The organism is Chryseobacterium sp. WG23, assembly GCF_024586575.1.
GTDB lineage: Bacteria > Bacteroidota > Bacteroidia > Flavobacteriales > Weeksellaceae > Chryseobacterium.
In genome coordinates this window covers 23,208-39,051 of record NZ_JALCZE010000014.1, presented here as the reverse complement: position 1 = coordinate 39,051, position 15,844 = coordinate 23,208, and the positions used below count along the sequence as shown (strand labels likewise).

The window sequence follows — 15,844 nt, the reverse complement described above, 5'->3', positions numbered from 1 at the left end:
AATTAATTATATATGAATATCAGAAAAATTTTACCTCTTGCATTTGCTTCCATGTTACTTTTCAATGTTTCATGTAGCAGCGATAGCGACGACATTGTAGAACAGCCAATTACTTATGAAGCTGGAGTGCTTATTTCCAATGAAGGTGGATTTACAACCACTACTGCTGAAGTTTCTTTCGTAAGCAGTAATCTTGCTAATCTGTATGACAAAATTTATGCTTCTAATAACAGTGGTGAACCTCTTGGAAAAGTTCTTCAGAGTATAGGTTTTCAGGGAGACCGTGCTTATTTAGTATCTAATGTTCCTAATAAAATTGACATTGTAAACAGATATACTTTCAAAAAACAAGCTACTGTAACGGCTAACCTTGATGGAGCAAGATATATTGCTTTCTCAGGAAACCAATATTATGTAACCAACAATAACTTTACAACAAATAAAAGAAAGCTGAATGTTTACAATACAGGCGACAATTCTTTTGTAAAGAGTATTGATTTTACAAATGCTGCTGAAAAAGTGGTGGAAGCTGAAGGGAAAATTGTAGTACAGACTGATGGTACAGGATATGACGCCAGTTGGAATCCAATTGCAACAGGATATACGATCTCTGTGGTAAATCCGACTACAAATACAGTGAGCCAAACAGTAACTCTTCCTGCCAACGGAATTATTAAAGATCTTATTTCTTATAAAGGAACTGCTTATGCATTGGTTTCCGGGGATACCAGCTCTTATATCTATAAGATCAATACTGCAGACGGAACATTTACAGCAACAACAACTCTTCCTATCCCTAAAGTTCAGAAGCTTAGAGCGGAAGATAACAAATTCTATTTTATTACAGATACCAACAAAATATACGGAATGACTATTGGTGCTGCTGTACCTACGGCTCCTATTATGACAGCTACAGGTAATGTATATGGATTTGATGTAATTGACGGCAGAATCTTTGCTTCTGATGCAAGTTTTTCAGCAGACAGTAAAGTGAATGTTTACAGTGCAAACAACGGAACTTTATTGAGAAGTTTCACCGCAGGAATCGGAACAAACGGTTTCTATAAAAACTAAGATACAAGGCTCTGGCCTGTATACATAAATTTTATTTTTTCATCATTTGTGTTTTTTTTCGGCCGGCTCTTTTGAGACCGGCCGATTTTGATTCATTTTAATAAAAAACCGACTGGAAATCTTTTCCAGCCGGTTTTTTTGTGATGTAAGCTTATATTTTCAGTCCTAGTTTTTCTGCTTCAGCAATCACAAATTTTGTTGCTTCGTCTTTTTCATTAGGAATTACCCCTTCAAGGATAGCTTCTTTTACCTTTTCCTTTAAAATACCGATTTCACGGCCAGGTTTAAGCTGAAACATTTCCATGATCTCTTCTCCGGTAATAGGAGGCTGGAAATTCCTTACCTGATCCTTTTCCTCTACTTCTTTGATTTTGACAGCCACATATTCGAAGTTCTTTTTAAATTTATCCTGTTTTTTAGAATTTTTTGTAGTAATATCCGCTTTACAAAGGGTAAAAAGATCTTCAAGGTTTTCACCGGCATCAAATAGCAGTCTTCGTAATGCCGAATCAGAGGCATCATCTGTGATCAGGGCAATAGGTCGGGAGGAAAGCTTTACCATTTTCTGAACATACTTCATATCGCTTCCTAAAGGCAGTTTAAGCCTTTGAAAAAGAGCTTTTACCATTTTTGAACCTAAGAATTCATGTCCGTGGAATGTCCATCCTGTTCCTTCAACAAACTTTTTAGTAGGAGCTTTTCCCACATCGTGAAGAAGTGCTGACCAACGCAGCCAAAGATTATCTGTATTCACAGAAATATTGTCTACAACTTCTAGGGTATGGTAAAAGTTATCTTTGTGAGTCTGCCCTTCCACTTCTTCCACTCCCTTAAGCTCTATAAGCTCAGGAATAATAAGTTTTAAAAGGCCTGTTTGCTCCATTAGGCTTAATCCTACAGAAGGTTTTTCAGAAAGCATGATTTTGTTAAATTCCACCATGATTCTTTCCATAGAAACAATTTCAATTCTTTTGGCTTCCTGTCTGATGGCCTCCAAAGAATTTTCTTCAATGGTAAAGTGTAATGTGGAAGCAAACCTTACCGCTCTCATCATCCTCAATGGATCATCAGAATAAGTTTGTGCAGGCTCTAGCGGAGTTCTTAAAATTCCTTTCTCCAGATCCTCAATTCCATGAAATGGATCAATCAGTTCTCCGAAATTATCTTTATGTAAAGAAATGGCCATGGCGTTGATGGTAAAATCTCTTCTTTTCTGATCGTCCTCCAATGTTCCGCCCTCCACTTCAGGCTTGCGGCTGTTTTCAGTATAACTTTCCTTTCTCGCTCCCACAAATTCCAGATCAAGATCCTTGTATTTGATCATAGCCGTTCCATAGGTTTTAAAAACAGAAACTTTTAGGTTAGGATCAATATCCTGAGCGACTGTCTGAGCAAGCTCAATACCACTTTGTTCGGTGACAAAATCTATATCTGTAGAAGCTTTTCTTTTCATTAAAAGGTCCCGGACATAGCCTCCGACAATGTATACGGACTGATTATTTTTTTCCGCAGCCTCAGAAATTATTTTGAAAAGTTTTAAATTTTTATTTTGGGTAAGATTAATTTTCATCGTTAGTAAATAGCGTCAAGTTGTACTCATATCACCCATTAATCATAATGAGCATACATTTTATTAATTTTTCCTTCTTCATTAAAAAACATGACTTCAACAGCCTGTTTGTCCATAATAGATTTGTAGAATAATGCCACAGAATCAACTCCTGCAGTAGATTGTATCAGCTCAAAGTGAAGATCAGGAAACTTTTCCAGGGCCTTCCTCCAGTAATCACGAACGGCTTGTTTTCCCTGTAAAGAACTTTCCTTTCCTCCTGTAGCCATAGAAATCATTGGCGTTGTGATTTCAATATCTTCAGAATAATGGGATAGAATAGCTTCTAAATCATGAGAATTCCAGACATGTATCCACTCCCGGGCAAAATCTTTATGGTTTATCATATATTGTAATGAGTTGGAATTTTGCAAAGATAGAACTAAAAAAAGAAATCCTGCCGATATGAACAGACAAGACTCTAAAATAGACATCAATACTTTTTATTCACGAAGAACTTTGATTCGGTTGTCACTCCATATTTTGATCACCGAAGATCCTGAATATTTTGAAACTTTATCTCTGTCTTCTTCCACTGCATAATCTACAAGACTGATCATCTCATTTGAAATATCTGAAAACTTCAACGGACTTTTCTCACCACTAAAATTAGCTGAGGTAGAAACCAACGGTTTATTCAGTTTTGTAATTAATTTTTTACAAAAGTCATTTTTTACCAATCTTATACCAATACTGCCGTCTTCGGCAAGTAATTCTTTGGGCAGCCCGCGGGGATTTTCATAAACAATGGTAACGGGTTTTTCACTAAGATCAATAATTTCCCATGCCATTTCCGGAACATCCACCAGGTCCTGAAGTCTTTTTTCAGACTCCACCAGAATGATCATGGATTTATTTTTTTCACGCTTCTTAATGTCAAAAATTTTATTGACAGCCTCTATATTGGTAGCATCACAACCAATTCCCCAAATAGTATCTGTAGGATAAAGAATTGTTCCGCCGGATTTTAATATTTCGATAATATGTTCCATAATGGTATTGAATTCAAAACAGTCTATAAAGGTAGAGAATCTGGGAATTTCGGGCAAAGAATTGAGGAATAAATGATATTGTATTTTAATTTTTTTAGGTTTCGGCTAAAGCCAATGGAAGATTTTTAATGAAACAACGGGTTAAAGCCTAGTGATGGTCGGAAGAAAATCCGAGCACGACTAGACTTTAGCCCGTTCCTATTGATGATTGTATGTTTTATATTAATGATGTATGATTATACATGTAAATATATGCTTTCAAAATAATTATGCGTTATGTTCTTAATTCAATAGAAATGGGCTTTAGCCCATTTTAACAAAGAATAGGTGCATTTGGCTTTAGCCCAAACCTATTTTTTAAAATTATATTTTTCAATGAATTCCAGATACTCTTCAGTAAAACTCTTTTTCTGATGATGTCTTTCCTGATTTTTAATATAATTTCTTACCTGATCTACCATTGATTCGGAAATGGAAACTGCAAAATATTCATCCTGCCATGAAAACTTATCTTTTGTAAACTTATTTTTATTGATCCAATAAGAAGATTCTCCTTTTATTAATTGGACTATTTTTTCAATATTTTGATCTGAACCTAAAGAAATAAGACAGTGACAATGGTCTGAATATCCATTGATCATATCTAAAAATATTCCTTTTTGTGTAGCATATTCTTTGATATGTTTCCATACTTTTATTCTTACATCAAAGGTATTAAGAAAGGGATCTCTATTTTTTGTAGAGAAAACAAGATGAATGAAAATTTTGATAAAGGACATTTGTGTTGTTTTAACCAAAAATAATATTTTTTTATTAAGTTTCGGCTAAAGCCAATGGAATATTTTTTAATAAAAAACGGGCTAAAGCCCCGTTCCTATTGATGATCTATGCGTTTTAATTAATAATGTAAGATTGAATTATACAAATATGTATTTTCAAAAATTATTATACGTCATTTGTTAAATTTAATAGAAATAGATTTTATTGCTATAGAAGATTAATCTGGTTTATATAGACAATATTCAACCAACAATACGGATATAGTTTTAAGAGAAGGATCTCTATTTTTTGTAGAGAAAACAAGATGAATGAATAATTATGCGTTATGTTCTTAATTCAATAGAAATGGGCTTTAGCCCATTTAACAAAGGATATATGCATTGGCTTTAGCCCAAACTTATATCTTCGACAGTAGAACTCTAATGTATCATTACATCCATCCCAATTTAGATAAATATCTTTCCTCAATAATATTCAAATGGTGATAGTTGTGTCCAACGATCAATTTTCCAATGGTTTCTACTGAAATTTCGTTGCCATTAGCAATCCCTTTGTTTTGTAAAACGGAGGGACTGAGACTTTCTAATAAGATCTGAGAAGATTTTCTTACCAGTTTATATTCTTCCAGCAGAGACTCTAATGTTCTTTCATCTGCAAAAGAGTTATTGGCATATTCATTTTCATCAAATCCCGGAAGATTATTTTTGTCACCTCTTGCAAAAGCCAATATTCGGTATTGAAAAACTCTTTCGGTATCTGATAGATGTAATAGAAGCCCTTTCAATGTCCATTTCCCTTCAGCATAGGCAAATCTGGATTGTTCTTCCGTAAGATTGGAATAAATTCCTATTGTTTTCTCTTCTGATATTTTTAATTCTGCCAACCAGTTTCCTGTTGGCACCTGATCTAAATATCTTTGAATATATTTCTGAAAATCTGTCATATTTTTAATTTTTTTACGTTAGATAGATTTTGTAATGCTGTGAGGTCGCACGCTATACATCGTACATTATACAAAAAATCATGAATTGCTCCACTCATAGAAATTGACGGAGTCATACAATTCAAAACCGCAGGCAGGGTATAATTGATTTCCGATATCATTGCTTTTACCCGTTTCCAGTAATATACCACGGGCTTTTGATGATTTGCATACATCTTTAGATGCTTCTATCAGTGCTTTAGAATATCCTTTTCCTCTGTGATTTTCATTGACGTATAAGTCATTCAGCAGCCAGTAACGCTGCATTCTGGTGGATGAAAATAGGGGATATAATTGTACAAAACCTGTCAGTTCTTCATTCTCTTCTGCAACAAAAATTTCAGAATCTTTATTTTCAAGTCTTTCCTGAAGAAATTTTTCGGCTGAAGGAATATCTGATTCTTTATGATAAAAAATCCGGTACTGGTCAAATAATGCCGCTAATTGAATGAGGTCGTTAACGACCGCTTTTCTTATATTTTTCATAGATATTTGGTGATCATAGGTGAAATAAAAAGGAGTATTTAAATGATAAACACTCCTTTTTACTATTGTATATTAAGAAAAAGCTTTCTCCAGATCTGCAATAAGGTCTTCAGCATCTTCAATACCAACGCTTAAACGAACTAAGTCATCTGTAATTCCTAATTCAGCACGTTTTTCTGCCGGAATAGAAGCGTGAGTCATTAAAGCCGGGTGATTGGCTAAAGATTCTACACCACCTAAAGATTCAGCTAATGTAAATACTCTTACTTTCTCTAAAAACTTGATGGCATCTTCTTTTTTTCCGGATTTGAAAGTAAATGATACCATTCCTCCCGATTCTTTCATCTGAGATTTTGCAAGCTCATACTGTGGGTGAGATTCTAATCCAGGGTAGATTACTTTATCTACAGCAGGATGGGTTTCAAGGTATTTTGCTACGGCAAGCCCGTTGTCAGAATGTCTCTGCATTCTTAATGCTAAAGTCTTAATCCCTCTCAATACAAGATAAGAATCATGAGGTCCTAAAATACCGCCGCTTGCAAACTGAATAAAGTGAAGTTTTTCTCCCAATTCAGCATCTTTAGCAATCAGTGCACCTGCAATTACGTCAGAATGTCCTCCTAAATATTTTGTAGCAGAATGCATCACAATATCAGCTCCTAAATCAATTGGTCTTTGGATGTAAGGCGTAGCAAAAGTATTGTCTACAGCTACTAAAATATCTTTTCCCTTAGCAATTTCTACTACGGCTTTGATATCTACCAACTTCATCAATGGATTCGTTGGCGTTTCTACCCAGATTAATTTTGTTTTATCAGTAATTACGTCAGCAATTTTAGAAACATCATCAAAGTTCACGAAAGTAAACTTCAGTTGATATTTTTCAAAAAGTCTTGTAAACATTCTGTAGGTTCCACCGTAAAGATCATCTACAGCAATAACTTCATCGCCTGGATTTAATAATTTTAAAACACAGTCGATAGCGGCTAGACCTGACCCGAAAGCGAGTCCTCGCGCTCCATTCTCAATACTTGCCAAAGAGTCTTCCAATGCCTGTCTTGTAGGGTTGGCAGCCCTTGAATATTCATATCCGGAATGTACTCCCGGGCTTTTCTGTGCAAAGGTAGACGTTAAAAATACAGGTACATTTACAGAACCTGTTGCAGATTCATGATGCTGCCCTCCGTGAATTACTTTTGTATTAAAATTCATATTTATATAATTTGATATTTTGAATGGATTATTTGAAAATGAAAGGATGTTTACCATCATTTCAAATGATCCTATTTCCAAATTGTTGTTATTTTATTGCTGACTTTACTGCAAATTCTTCTGCAATTTCTTCCATCCACTGCGCTACATCTTCCTCTCCGGTAGCTCTCTGATAGGTACTTCCTAAAGAAACTAAGATCTGGTGGATAAACATTTTCATTTGATCTACAGGCATTTCTTTTGTCCAAAGGTCTATTCTTAAAGCTTCCATTGCTTTATCATCCCACACAGAGATCATGGTTGCTTTAGTTTCTTCTTTCTCCACTCCGCCATCCTGTGCATTCCATGTTATATTTTCAGGAATGTGGTTTTCATCCAGCTCTACATCTATCGTAATCTGAGTCTTTCTCATTTTTTCTATTTTTCTAAATTCTAAATTTTCTATTATTTAAGTTTCGGTTTATAACCGGACTGATTGAAGATTGTTGTCGCGTCCATTTTCAGGAAGACCGTCAGCTTCGTTTCAGGTTTTTCTTTAAGATAAGCTTTACAAATTTGCCACCCTGTAAAAATTCCAATTTGTGGTGAAGATTCATTATCAATTTCTGTATAAAATTTGGAGAAAGGTCCCGGAGCAATAAAACGTTCTCCTAACCTTGGATCGTCTCCAAAGAGCAGATTGCTTTCCACAAAATAATTCCAGATATTGGCTTCATTTACCTTAGCCCATTCATACTGTTTCTGGGTATAATTCATTTTCAGGTAATCAGGGAAATCCGGTAAGAAAGCATCCTGAAGAGTCATTACCTTTCCGTTCAGGATCACCTGGTCAATAAATTTCTGGTGATCCGGAGATTCTGTAACAATATTTTCAGCAAATAACTGTGAAACCTTAGGAACAATATTCTGAGGGTTCATCGATTTCTGGAAATAAAGCTCCAATCCTTTATAATGAGCATTGCCATCACCCATAAAACCTGTAATATCTATAAAGAGGAGATTCCCTTTTTCATCATAAAAAATAGGGTCCTGTACCATCTGTAATGCGGATGAGAAAAGATATACTTTAGGACTTTTGAACTGTGGAAAATAATACTTGATATGTGAAAATAAATCCTGCAGTTCTTTCTGAAGTTTTACCCCATCAATTTTTCCAATCGCTTCTTTATAGATTTTTATTTCTTCAGCATCAGCTCTTCTTTTCTGAAAGTCAGCATCTGAGACACTTCCCTGAAACCAGGGAAACTTAGCTTTAAACTGCTCCAGCGGAGTATCCGGATTGTAAAATTCTTTTGAAATATCCGTTACTTCAACTTTTTCAGCGGTATTTTTTATCTCTACCTTCCATAGATTTTCCGGTTCTTTTTTGCAGGAATCCAATCCCAGAACTAAAACAGAAGAAAGCGCAATCAATCTAAAAATCTTCATTATTTTTACATGAAATTAAGTGTACAAAAATAAGGATTAAAAAGACAATTAATGATGAAAATTAAAATATTTACAGCACTATGCTTTATTTGGGGATTTTCTTTTTTCCACGGCCAAAAGCTTGAGTTTAAAGATAAAAACTTTGAAAAAGCAGTTCTTGAAAATTTTGACCTGAATAAGAACGGAATACTGGAGAAAACTGAAACAGGCTTGATCACAAACTTATTTTTAGTTCAGAAAGGAATTACATCAGCGGAGGATTTACGTTTTTTTGAACATGTAAAAATGATTGTTCTGGATGATAATGTTATTTCCAATATAGCCATAAGCAATATGGACAAGCTGGAACTGTTCTCATGCACAGGATGTAAGATTACTTCTTTCACAGCAGAAAATCTGAAAAGTATGACCTCGCTGTATCTGGACAATAATCTTTTGGAAACGATTTCATTAAAAGGCACTCCAAAAATTGATCAATTAACATTATCTTTAAATCAATTAAAAACGATCGATTTGACTTCATTTAAAAAATTAAGAAAGTTAAATCTTGAACATAATAAACTCCAAAAACTGGATATTTCAGAAAATGTTGATCTGCAGACTGTGAACGTTGGCGGAAATAAGATGAAAGAAGCAGATATAAAGAAGGGAATGAAAACCAATATTACTATTTTTGGAACCGAACAATAAACTGATGATATGAGAATAGAAACCGACCGACTGATTTTAAGGCGACTTGAGGATACTGATTGTGAACGGATGTTTATTTTGCATTCTGATCCTGAAGTGATGAAATATCTTGAAAAGCCTGTAACACATATTCAGGAGTCAAAAGATATGATAAAAATGATTCAGAAGCAGTATGAAGAAAATGGAGTGGGAAGACTTGCCGTTATTGAAAAAGAAAGTGGACTGATGATAGGCTGGAGCGGGCTGAAATTATTAACGGAACCTATCAATAACCATGTCAATACGCTGGATCTTGGATATCGTTTCATTCCTGAATTCTGGGGGAAAGGTTATGCTATGGAAACAGCAAAAGCTGCTCTTCATTATGGTTTTAATGAATTGAATGCAGATTTTATTTATGCTTATGCAGATTCCGGAAATACAGGATCCAATTATATTTTAGGAAAACTGGGATTTGAACGGACCGGAGAATTTGAAGATTCTGGGGCGATCTGTTTTTGGTATAAACTGAAACGTGAACAATATATTTAATAATAGTATGACCATACGCAAGGAGGAAGAAAAAGACCATAAAAAAGTATTTCAGCTTATAGAAGAAGCTTTCAGGAATATGGAGCATAGTGATCATCAGGAACATTTTCTTGTTGAGAAATTAAGAAAATCTGATGCTTTTATCCCTGAACTGTCATTGGTAGCAGAAAATGAACATGGTGAGATTACCGGCCATATTCTTTTTACAAAAATTAAAATAGATAATGGCTCAGAATCTTATGAATCGCTGGCATTAGCTCCTGTTTCAGTAAAGCCCGAGTTTCAGAATAAAGGAGTGGGCGGCAAGCTTATTCTTCAGGGACATTCGATAGCCAGAGCACTAGGATATTCTTCAATTATACTTATCGGACATGAAAATTATTATCCAAAGTTTGGTTACGAAAAAACCAGTAAATTTGGGATCACTTTTCCGTTTGAAATTCCGGAAGAAAACGGAATGGCTATTGAATTGACAGAGAACGGATTAAAAAATAAAAAAGGGATGGTGAAATACCCTAAAGAATTTGGAATAGATTAAAAAATATAAGCAATGCAGACACAAAAAGTGATAGATCATATTGTAAGCTGGTTAAAAGATTATGCAACAAAGGCTAAAGTAAACGGTTATGTATTAGGCGTTTCCGGAGGTGTGGATTCCGGAGTGGTTTCTACACTGGCGGCGATGACCGGCCTGAAAACCTTATTGATCGAAATGCCCATCCGCCAAAAAGCGGATCAGGTAGATAGAGCAAGGGAACATATGAATGATTTGAAATCAAGATTCCCGAATGTAGAAGTGATGTCTGTGGATCTTACGCCTGCATTTGAAGAGCTTTATAAAACTTTTGATGTAAAGGATGATTTATATCCTAATGAAAAATTAGCTTTTGCCAATACAAGATCCCGTTTAAGAATGCTTACCCTTTATTATTATGGGCAGCTCAATGGGCTTTTAGTATGCGGCACAGGAAATAAAGTTGAAGATTTCGGAATCGGATTTTATACAAAATACGGAGATGGTGGAGTAGATATTTCTCCCATTGCAGACCTTTATAAAACAGAAGTTTATGCTCTTGCGAAAGGATTAAACCTTATTAAAAGTATTCAGGAAGCCATTCCTACGGATGGACTTTGGGATGTAGACCGCACAGATGAACAGCAGATTGGAGCTACATATCCGGAACTGGAGAAAATTCAAAAAGAATATGGCACCAAAACGGCAGAAGATTACGAAGGAAGAGATAAAGAAGTTTTTTTAATCTTCGACAGAATGCATAAAGCCGCCAAACATAAAATGGACCCTATTCCAATTTGTGATATTCCGGAAGAGTGGAGAAGCGAATAAAATTATTGCATCATTAATAAAGTATTGCCATGAACAGTAAAATAAGATCAGTGTTTTTTATATGCCTGGGACTTCTTTTTGGAATGTCTGTCATGTATATTTACAATAATTTTATTGCAGATAAAAAAGATCAGTCAGGTACAAAAAAAGAAACGGTAAGCTACGGAAGTACATCTGCTCAAGACGGCTACAATAACGGAACTTCACCAGCCCAGGTTTCAATTGATCAGCTGACAGAAGAAAAAACCGTTATTACCTATGTTAAACAAAACCATAGGCTGCCTGATTACTATCTTACAAAAAATGAGGCCCGAAAACTGGGATGGAATCCTTCAAAAGGAAATCTTTGTGAAGTGCTTCCCGGAAAAGCTATTGGAGGAGATAAATTCGGAAACCGGGAAGGAAGGCTGCCGGGTGGCGAAAAATACTTTGAAGCCGATGTCAATTATCAGTGCGGAGGTAGAAATGCAGACAGAATCATATACACGGAAAATGGTGAGGTCTATCTTACTAAGAATCATTATAAGAGTTTTGACAAACAGTAAATAGTCATTGCGAGGAACGAAAGTGACGAAGCAATCTCTAAAATATGATGAAAAGATGAAAGCAGGTTTTATTTATATTATGACCAATAAAAATCATACAACTCTTTATACAGGAGTTACTTCAAACTTGCCAAAACGAGTTCAGCAACATAAAGAAGCATATTATTCCCAAAGTTTTACATCAAGATATAATTTGTATATACTCGTTTATTGGGAAGCTTTTCAGGAAATTGGAGATGCTATTTTTCGGGAAAAACAAATAAAAGCAGGTTCAAGACAGAAGAAATTGGATCTTATCAACTCTATAAATCCTGAGTGGAGGGATTTAACAGATGACATTTCAAAATATTATGGATGTTTTTTGAGATTGCTTTGTCGCTTTGCTCCTCGCAATGACAGAAGTGTAGTTTATTTTAAATTATTGTAATTTTGAAAAATAATAATCTCTTTTATCTGCTATTGGCTTTGCTCCTGATTATCTCATGTTCGGAAAAACAGAAGATGAAGATAAATCAAGAGCAGAAACCCGCGATTACCATCCTTATACAGCCATTTAAAGATGTTAAACCTGAAAGTTTGGAAACCGTGGCAGAAGGAATTAGGGAAGTTTATCCGAATGTCAAAGTACTTGATGCTATAGATTTTCCGGAAAATTCTTATTATAAAGAGAGAAACCGGTACAGGGCTGATTCAATTATTAAATTCCTGAGTAAAAGGACAAAAGACGGTTTTGTGACAATAGGACTAACCTCGAAAGATATTAGTGCTACCAGAGGGGAAATCAGAGACTTTGGGATTATGGGATTGGGATATACCCCCGGAAAGGCTTGTGTAGCATCAAAATTTAGATTAAGTAAAGAAAATTCTGATGAGCAGTTTTTTAAAATAGCCATTCATGAGCTTGGCCATACGCAGGGGCTTCCACATTGCCCGGAAAAAATGTGTTTTATGAGAAGTGCAGAGAGTAAAAATCCCACCAATGAGGAAACCGGATTCTGCAAGAAATGTAAAAGTTTTTTAATTAAAAAAAATTGGAAATTCAGTTCAATATGAAGACAGTATATATAGATTTTACAGACATAGGCGATTATGAAGATTTTTATGCCCAATTAAAGGAAAAGATTCAGTTTCCTGAACATTTTGGGGATAATCTTGATGCGCTTTATGATACCATTACAGGAGACCTGGAAATGCCGCTCCACATTGAATTCGTAAATATGACAGTAGATCAGCTTGAGATTTTTGAAGATCTGCTTATCAGTTTGGAAGATGCTGAAGAAGAAGTTGAAGACTTTAGTTTCAGTTATTATCTGGAACAATATGAAGATGAAGACGAAGAGGATGTAGAATCTGACGAAGAAAAATAAACGAAAATAAAAGAGGTTGTTTCAAAAAATAGAGACAACCTCTTTTTTTCAGATCTGTGGTTTTATTCAACAGATTTGTGAGATGGATTGAAAAATGAAAGCCTGCAGAAAACTCCACAGGCTTTATAAGTTTATTTGTGCATTTACACTTCCTATAAGAATGTTGAATCGAAATAAAAGGGAAGCAGATCTTTTACAGCGTGTACTTTTACCACCTCATCATTCATGCTTGAAAAATAGAGATCAATGTCTTCACTTTGCTTTGTTTCATATTCTATTAAGCTCTGACGGCATGCCCCGCAAGGAGGAATCGGCGGATTATTCTCATGAAATTCTTTAGGACCTCCTACTACAAAGATCTTTTTTATTTTCACATCCGGAAAATTAGCAGCTACCCAAAAAAGAGTAGTTCTTTCGGCACAAAGCCCTGACGGAAATGCAGCATTCTCCTGATTATTGCCGGAATAGATCTCTCCATTTTCCAATAATACGGAACACCCTACCAAAAATTGTGAATAAGGTGCATAAGCGTTTTCACGAGCCGCTTTGGCTCTTGCTAATAATGTATTTTCTATATCATTCAGTTCACTGCTATTTTTAAAATATTCGTAACTGATCTGTATGTCTTTTTTCATATATTGTAGACTAAAAAAGGGGGGTAAAATTACTTCTTTTTAATGAAGTGGGCAATATTTATTCTTCTGGAGTTAAGTTGAATTTTTTAAAAATGATAAAATGTTATATACACCAATACAATTCAGAAATGTAGAATTAAAAAACCGATGGGTAATGTCACCTATGTGTATGTATTCATGTGAAAACGGAATGGCCAATGATTTTCATTTTGTACATTATGGAAGCAGGGCACAGGGAGGAACAGGACTAATTATGGTAGAAGCAACAGGAGTAGAACCCCGGGGAAGGATTACCAATCATTGTATGGGAATCTGGAATGATGAGCAGGCGGACAAACTGCAGACAATAGTAGAATTTGTGCATACTCACTCGGAGTCTAAGATAGGAATCCAGCTGGCACATGCCGGTAGGAAAGGTTCTACATGGAACAATCACCAGATCTCTGTTGAAGAAGGCTGGGAAACGATTGCCCCGAGTCCTATTCCGTATCATCCGTCAGAAAGAATTCCGCATGTATTGTCTACTGATGAGGTGAAAGAACTGGTGTTAAACTTTAAAGAAGCTGCAAGAAGAGCTGTAAAAGCAGGTTTTGATATTATAGAACTTCATGGAGCGCACGGATATCTTATTCATCAGTTTCTTTCGCCGCTTTCCAATATAAGAACCGATGAATATGGCGGAAGTTTTGAAAATAGAATCCGGTTTCTGATGGAAATTGTAGAAGCTGTAAATGAAGAACTGAATGAAGAAACGGCGCTTTTTGTAAGGATTTCAGGAACAGAATATGCTGAAAATGGCTGGGATATTAAAAGCAGTGTTGCTTTAGCTAAAGTTTTGAAAGAGCATTCCGTTGATCTGGTAGACGTATCAAGCGGAGGAAATATTCATGGAGCTAAAATTTCTGTTTTTGATGGCTATCAGGTTCCGTTTTCTTCACAGATAAGAAATGAGGCTGCTGTTAAAACTGGTGCTGTAGGTCTGATTACTGAAGTTAAACAGGCTGAAGAAATCCTTCAGAATGGAGATGCTGATCTTATATTTGTAGCACGGGAAATCCTTAGGAATCCATACATTGCGGTTCAGGGATCATTTGAGATGAAAGAAGACTGCTTTTTTCCTCATCAGTATACCAGGGCGAAAATATCATCATAAGTACTTGTAATACTGCAGAAATGGATATTGAAGATTTTATGCTGACCTGTCCCAGTAAAAAATTTCTGGGAGTAGAATGCCTTGGGTGTGGCGCTCAGAGAGCTATTGTACTGGTATTTGAAGGGAAGTTTTCAGAGGCTTTTCATATGTACCCTGCTGTATATACTTTATTATTGTTTTTTTTTACGCTGGGTTGGAGTTTCATCGACAGGAAAAGAAAATATGGCGTTGCCTTAGGAATTATGGTGGTAACAAATCTTTTAATTATGATTGCTGCATATATTTATAAGCATAGTGTTTTTTGAAACAGTTTAATTTCCTGCAATGAGTTATTATTCATTCCATAGTAGTCTACAGAAGACTAAAAGCCAATATGAAGGATTCCTTTTGTTCGTTTTATTGCCTGTAAAAAGTCGTAGAACTACTACAATTTATGAAACTGTTGCTTAAAAACTTTTTAGATTAGAACATGAACTCTATCTTTGTTATGTAAATCCTATTATACGGGAACAATCATTAAGGATAAAATTTAAGAAATGGCAGGAAATTCAAGAGGAATCTTAAAATTCAATGGAGGTGAAGGTCAAAAGCTACTAAAGCTTAATTACAGCGTATCAAGAGCTACGGATGTTTCAGGACGTGTAGCATCTGATCCGACAAACGCCCTTATTAAAGTAACGATTGAAGCAACAGAAAAATCTGATGTTTTGGAAAGCTTACTCAACAGTAAATACAAACCTACAAACGGGGAAATAAATTTCAATAAATCTCATGAAGAGGGAACATTGATCTCTTTAAAATGGGAGAACGGATATGTGATCCAGCACGAAGTAGATTTTGATGCTTTAGACAGCAACAATATGCTGATCAGCTTTGTAGTTAGTGCAGAGAGTATTACGTATGGAAATTCATCTTATGACGGACTTTGGCCTATGAGCTAAGTCTTCAGTACTGAAATATAAAAAGGCTGTCCTCTTAAGACGGTCTTTTTTTACCCATTGTAACCTGATTTCAG

Annotated in this window: 22 protein-coding genes; 12 read left to right on the top strand and 10 right to left on the bottom strand. The window is 35.4% G+C overall.

Annotation, left to right across the window (positions count from 1 at the left end; genetic code table 11):
• The first annotated feature begins 12 nt into the window (after window positions 1-12).
• The gene (locus tag MP477_RS19610) at window positions 13-1,074 is read left to right on the top strand and encodes a hypothetical protein (protein WP_257191725.1); all 1,062 of its coding nucleotides are present in this window, start codon (window positions 13-15) and stop codon (window positions 1,072-1,074) included.
• Window positions 1,075-1,225: 151 nt separating this feature from the next.
• On the opposite strand, the gene MP477_RS19605 is transcribed toward MP477_RS19610, so the two are convergent.
• From MP477_RS19605 to MP477_RS19565, 9 genes are all read right to left on the bottom strand, one after another.
• On the bottom strand, window positions 1,226-2,644 hold the full coding sequence (locus MP477_RS19605) for a CCA tRNA nucleotidyltransferase (RefSeq protein WP_257191724.1): 1,419 nt from the start codon (window positions 2,642-2,644) through the stop codon (window positions 1,226-1,228).
• Between the two features lie 38 nt (window positions 2,645-2,682).
• On the bottom strand, window positions 2,683-3,030 hold the full coding sequence (locus MP477_RS19600; RefSeq protein WP_230037174.1) for a nuclear transport factor 2 family protein: 348 nt from the start codon (window positions 3,028-3,030) through the stop codon (window positions 2,683-2,685).
• Window positions 3,031-3,126: 96 nt separating this feature from the next.
• A complete protein-coding gene (locus tag MP477_RS19595; RefSeq protein WP_257191723.1) occupies window positions 3,127-3,675 on the bottom strand; it encodes an L-threonylcarbamoyladenylate synthase in 549 nt (182 codons plus the stop codon).
• 350 nt (window positions 3,676-4,025) lie between these two features.
• Complete coding sequence (gene tnpA, locus MP477_RS19590; protein WP_257191722.1) at window positions 4,026-4,454, bottom strand: IS200/IS605 family transposase; 429 nt, start codon at window positions 4,452-4,454, stop codon at window positions 4,026-4,028.
• A gap of 431 nt (window positions 4,455-4,885) precedes the next feature.
• Entirely contained in the window at window positions 4,886-5,398 is a 513-nt protein-coding gene (locus tag MP477_RS19585; protein WP_257191721.1) for a DinB family protein, read from the bottom strand.
• A gap of 78 nt (window positions 5,399-5,476) precedes the next feature.
• Entirely contained in the window at window positions 5,477-5,923 is a 447-nt protein-coding gene (locus MP477_RS19580; protein ID WP_257191720.1) for a GNAT family N-acetyltransferase, read from the bottom strand.
• A 72-nt stretch (window positions 5,924-5,995) separates the two neighbouring features.
• Complete coding sequence (locus tag MP477_RS19575; protein ID WP_047492187.1) at window positions 5,996-7,135, bottom strand: cystathionine gamma-synthase; 1,140 nt, start codon at window positions 7,133-7,135, stop codon at window positions 5,996-5,998.
• A gap of 88 nt (window positions 7,136-7,223) precedes the next feature.
• Complete coding sequence (gldC, locus tag MP477_RS19570; protein WP_123857252.1) at window positions 7,224-7,547, bottom strand: gliding motility protein GldC; 324 nt, start codon at window positions 7,545-7,547, stop codon at window positions 7,224-7,226.
• A 32-nt stretch (window positions 7,548-7,579) separates the two neighbouring features.
• Window positions 7,580-8,563, bottom strand: coding sequence for a gliding motility protein GldB (locus tag MP477_RS19565; RefSeq protein ID WP_257191719.1), 984 nt, complete (start codon window positions 8,561-8,563; stop codon window positions 7,580-7,582).
• Between the two features lie 51 nt (window positions 8,564-8,614).
• Between MP477_RS19565 and MP477_RS19560 the strand changes: the two genes are divergently transcribed.
• The 8 genes from MP477_RS19560 (at window position 8,615) to MP477_RS19525 (ending at window position 13,041) form a co-directional block, all read left to right on the top strand.
• Window positions 8,615-9,253, top strand: a complete 639-nt coding sequence (locus MP477_RS19560) for a leucine-rich repeat domain-containing protein (RefSeq protein ID WP_257191718.1) — start codon at window positions 8,615-8,617, stop codon at window positions 9,251-9,253.
• Between the two features lie 9 nt (window positions 9,254-9,262).
• Entirely contained in the window at window positions 9,263-9,784 is a 522-nt protein-coding gene (locus MP477_RS19555) for a GNAT family N-acetyltransferase (RefSeq protein WP_257191717.1), read from the top strand.
• Window positions 9,785-9,791: 7 nt separating this feature from the next.
• Entirely contained in the window at window positions 9,792-10,322 is a 531-nt protein-coding gene (locus MP477_RS19550) for a GNAT family N-acetyltransferase (RefSeq protein ID WP_230037158.1), read from the top strand.
• Between the two features lie 12 nt (window positions 10,323-10,334).
• A complete protein-coding gene (gene nadE, locus MP477_RS19545; RefSeq protein ID WP_257191716.1) occupies window positions 10,335-11,129 on the top strand; it encodes an NAD(+) synthase in 795 nt (264 codons plus the stop codon).
• Between the two features lie 29 nt (window positions 11,130-11,158).
• Window positions 11,159-11,674: a ribonuclease domain-containing protein gene (locus MP477_RS19540; protein ID WP_257191714.1), complete on the top strand. Its 516-nt coding sequence runs from the start codon at window positions 11,159-11,161 to the stop codon at window positions 11,672-11,674.
• Between the two features lie 55 nt (window positions 11,675-11,729).
• The gene (locus MP477_RS19535) at window positions 11,730-12,101 is read left to right on the top strand and encodes a GIY-YIG nuclease family protein (RefSeq protein ID WP_257191713.1); all 372 of its coding nucleotides are present in this window, start codon (window positions 11,730-11,732) and stop codon (window positions 12,099-12,101) included.
• A 74-nt stretch (window positions 12,102-12,175) separates the two neighbouring features.
• A complete protein-coding gene (locus tag MP477_RS19530) occupies window positions 12,176-12,727 on the top strand; it encodes a matrixin family metalloprotease (protein ID WP_257191712.1) in 552 nt (183 codons plus the stop codon).
• Window positions 12,724-13,041 (top strand): barstar family protein, encoded by a 318-nt coding sequence (locus tag MP477_RS19525; protein WP_257191711.1) that lies wholly within the window; start codon window positions 12,724-12,726, stop codon window positions 13,039-13,041. The genes MP477_RS19530 and MP477_RS19525 overlap by 4 nt, the downstream gene beginning before the upstream one ends.
• Window positions 13,042-13,193: 152 nt before the next feature.
• On the opposite strand, the gene MP477_RS19520 is transcribed toward MP477_RS19525, so the two are convergent.
• A complete protein-coding gene (locus MP477_RS19520) occupies window positions 13,194-13,676 on the bottom strand; it encodes a cytidine deaminase (protein ID WP_230037146.1) in 483 nt (160 codons plus the stop codon).
• 100 nt (window positions 13,677-13,776) lie between these two features.
• Between MP477_RS19520 and namA the strand changes: the two genes are divergently transcribed.
• The 3 genes from namA to tssD all read left to right on the top strand — a co-directional run bounded on the left by namA (window position 13,777) and on the right by tssD (window position 15,770).
• Window positions 13,777-14,829, top strand: coding sequence for an NADPH dehydrogenase NamA (gene namA, locus MP477_RS19515; RefSeq protein WP_257191709.1), 1,053 nt, complete (start codon window positions 13,777-13,779; stop codon window positions 14,827-14,829).
• A gap of 20 nt (window positions 14,830-14,849) precedes the next feature.
• Window positions 14,850-15,134 (top strand): DUF2752 domain-containing protein, encoded by a 285-nt coding sequence (locus MP477_RS19510; protein ID WP_257191708.1) that lies wholly within the window; start codon window positions 14,850-14,852, stop codon window positions 15,132-15,134.
• Between the two features lie 231 nt (window positions 15,135-15,365).
• Window positions 15,366-15,770 carry a type VI secretion system tube protein TssD gene (gene tssD, locus MP477_RS19505; RefSeq protein WP_047492225.1) on the top strand — a complete coding sequence of 135 codons (405 nt, stop codon included), beginning with the start codon at window positions 15,366-15,368 and terminating at the stop codon, window positions 15,768-15,770.
• Window positions 15,771-15,844: the final 74 nt, after the last annotated feature.

Excerpts from the sequence above, each read along its gene's own strand:
- MP477_RS19550 (WP_230037158.1), top strand. The coding sequence starts at position 9,792 with ATGACCATACGCAAGGAGGAAGAAAAAGACCATAAAAAAGTATTTCAG.
- MP477_RS19575 (WP_047492187.1), bottom strand. The coding sequence starts at position 7,135 with ATGAATTTTAATACAAAAGTAATTCACGGAGGGCAGCATCATGAATCT.
- MP477_RS19600 (WP_230037174.1), bottom strand. The coding sequence starts at position 3,030 with ATGATAAACCATAAAGATTTTGCCCGGGAGTGGATACATGTCTGGAAT.
- MP477_RS19510 (WP_257191708.1), top strand. The coding sequence starts at position 14,850 with ATGGATATTGAAGATTTTATGCTGACCTGTCCCAGTAAAAAATTTCTG.
- MP477_RS19565 (WP_257191719.1), bottom strand. The coding sequence starts at position 8,563 with ATGAAGATTTTTAGATTGATTGCGCTTTCTTCTGTTTTAGTTCTGGGA.
- tnpA (WP_257191722.1), bottom strand. The coding sequence starts at position 4,454 with ATGTCCTTTATCAAAATTTTCATTCATCTTGTTTTCTCTACAAAAAAT.
- MP477_RS19610 (WP_257191725.1), top strand. The coding sequence starts at position 13 with ATGAATATCAGAAAAATTTTACCTCTTGCATTTGCTTCCATGTTACTT.
- namA (WP_257191709.1), top strand. The coding sequence starts at position 13,777 with ATGTTATATACACCAATACAATTCAGAAATGTAGAATTAAAAAACCGA.
- MP477_RS19535 (WP_257191713.1), top strand. The coding sequence starts at position 11,730 with ATGAAAGCAGGTTTTATTTATATTATGACCAATAAAAATCATACAACT.
- gldC (WP_123857252.1), bottom strand. The coding sequence starts at position 7,547 with ATGAGAAAGACTCAGATTACGATAGATGTAGAGCTGGATGAAAACCAC.
- MP477_RS19520 (WP_230037146.1), bottom strand. The coding sequence starts at position 13,676 with ATGAAAAAAGACATACAGATCAGTTACGAATATTTTAAAAATAGCAGT.
- MP477_RS19555 (WP_257191717.1), top strand. The coding sequence starts at position 9,263 with ATGAGAATAGAAACCGACCGACTGATTTTAAGGCGACTTGAGGATACT.
- MP477_RS19530 (WP_257191712.1), top strand. The coding sequence starts at position 12,176 with ATGAAGATAAATCAAGAGCAGAAACCCGCGATTACCATCCTTATACAG.
- MP477_RS19595 (WP_257191723.1), bottom strand. The coding sequence starts at position 3,675 with ATGGAACATATTATCGAAATATTAAAATCCGGCGGAACAATTCTTTAT.
- MP477_RS19605 (WP_257191724.1), bottom strand. The coding sequence starts at position 2,644 with ATGAAAATTAATCTTACCCAAAATAAAAATTTAAAACTTTTCAAAATA.
- MP477_RS19560 (WP_257191718.1), top strand. The coding sequence starts at position 8,615 with ATGATGAAAATTAAAATATTTACAGCACTATGCTTTATTTGGGGATTT.
- MP477_RS19585 (WP_257191721.1), bottom strand. The coding sequence starts at position 5,398 with ATGACAGATTTTCAGAAATATATTCAAAGATATTTAGATCAGGTGCCA.
- MP477_RS19525 (WP_257191711.1), top strand. The coding sequence starts at position 12,724 with ATGAAGACAGTATATATAGATTTTACAGACATAGGCGATTATGAAGAT.
- MP477_RS19580 (WP_257191720.1), bottom strand. The coding sequence starts at position 5,923 with ATGAAAAATATAAGAAAAGCGGTCGTTAACGACCTCATTCAATTAGCG.
- MP477_RS19540 (WP_257191714.1), top strand. The coding sequence starts at position 11,159 with ATGAACAGTAAAATAAGATCAGTGTTTTTTATATGCCTGGGACTTCTT.
- nadE (WP_257191716.1), top strand. The coding sequence starts at position 10,335 with ATGCAGACACAAAAAGTGATAGATCATATTGTAAGCTGGTTAAAAGAT.
- tssD (WP_047492225.1), top strand. The coding sequence starts at position 15,366 with ATGGCAGGAAATTCAAGAGGAATCTTAAAATTCAATGGAGGTGAAGGT.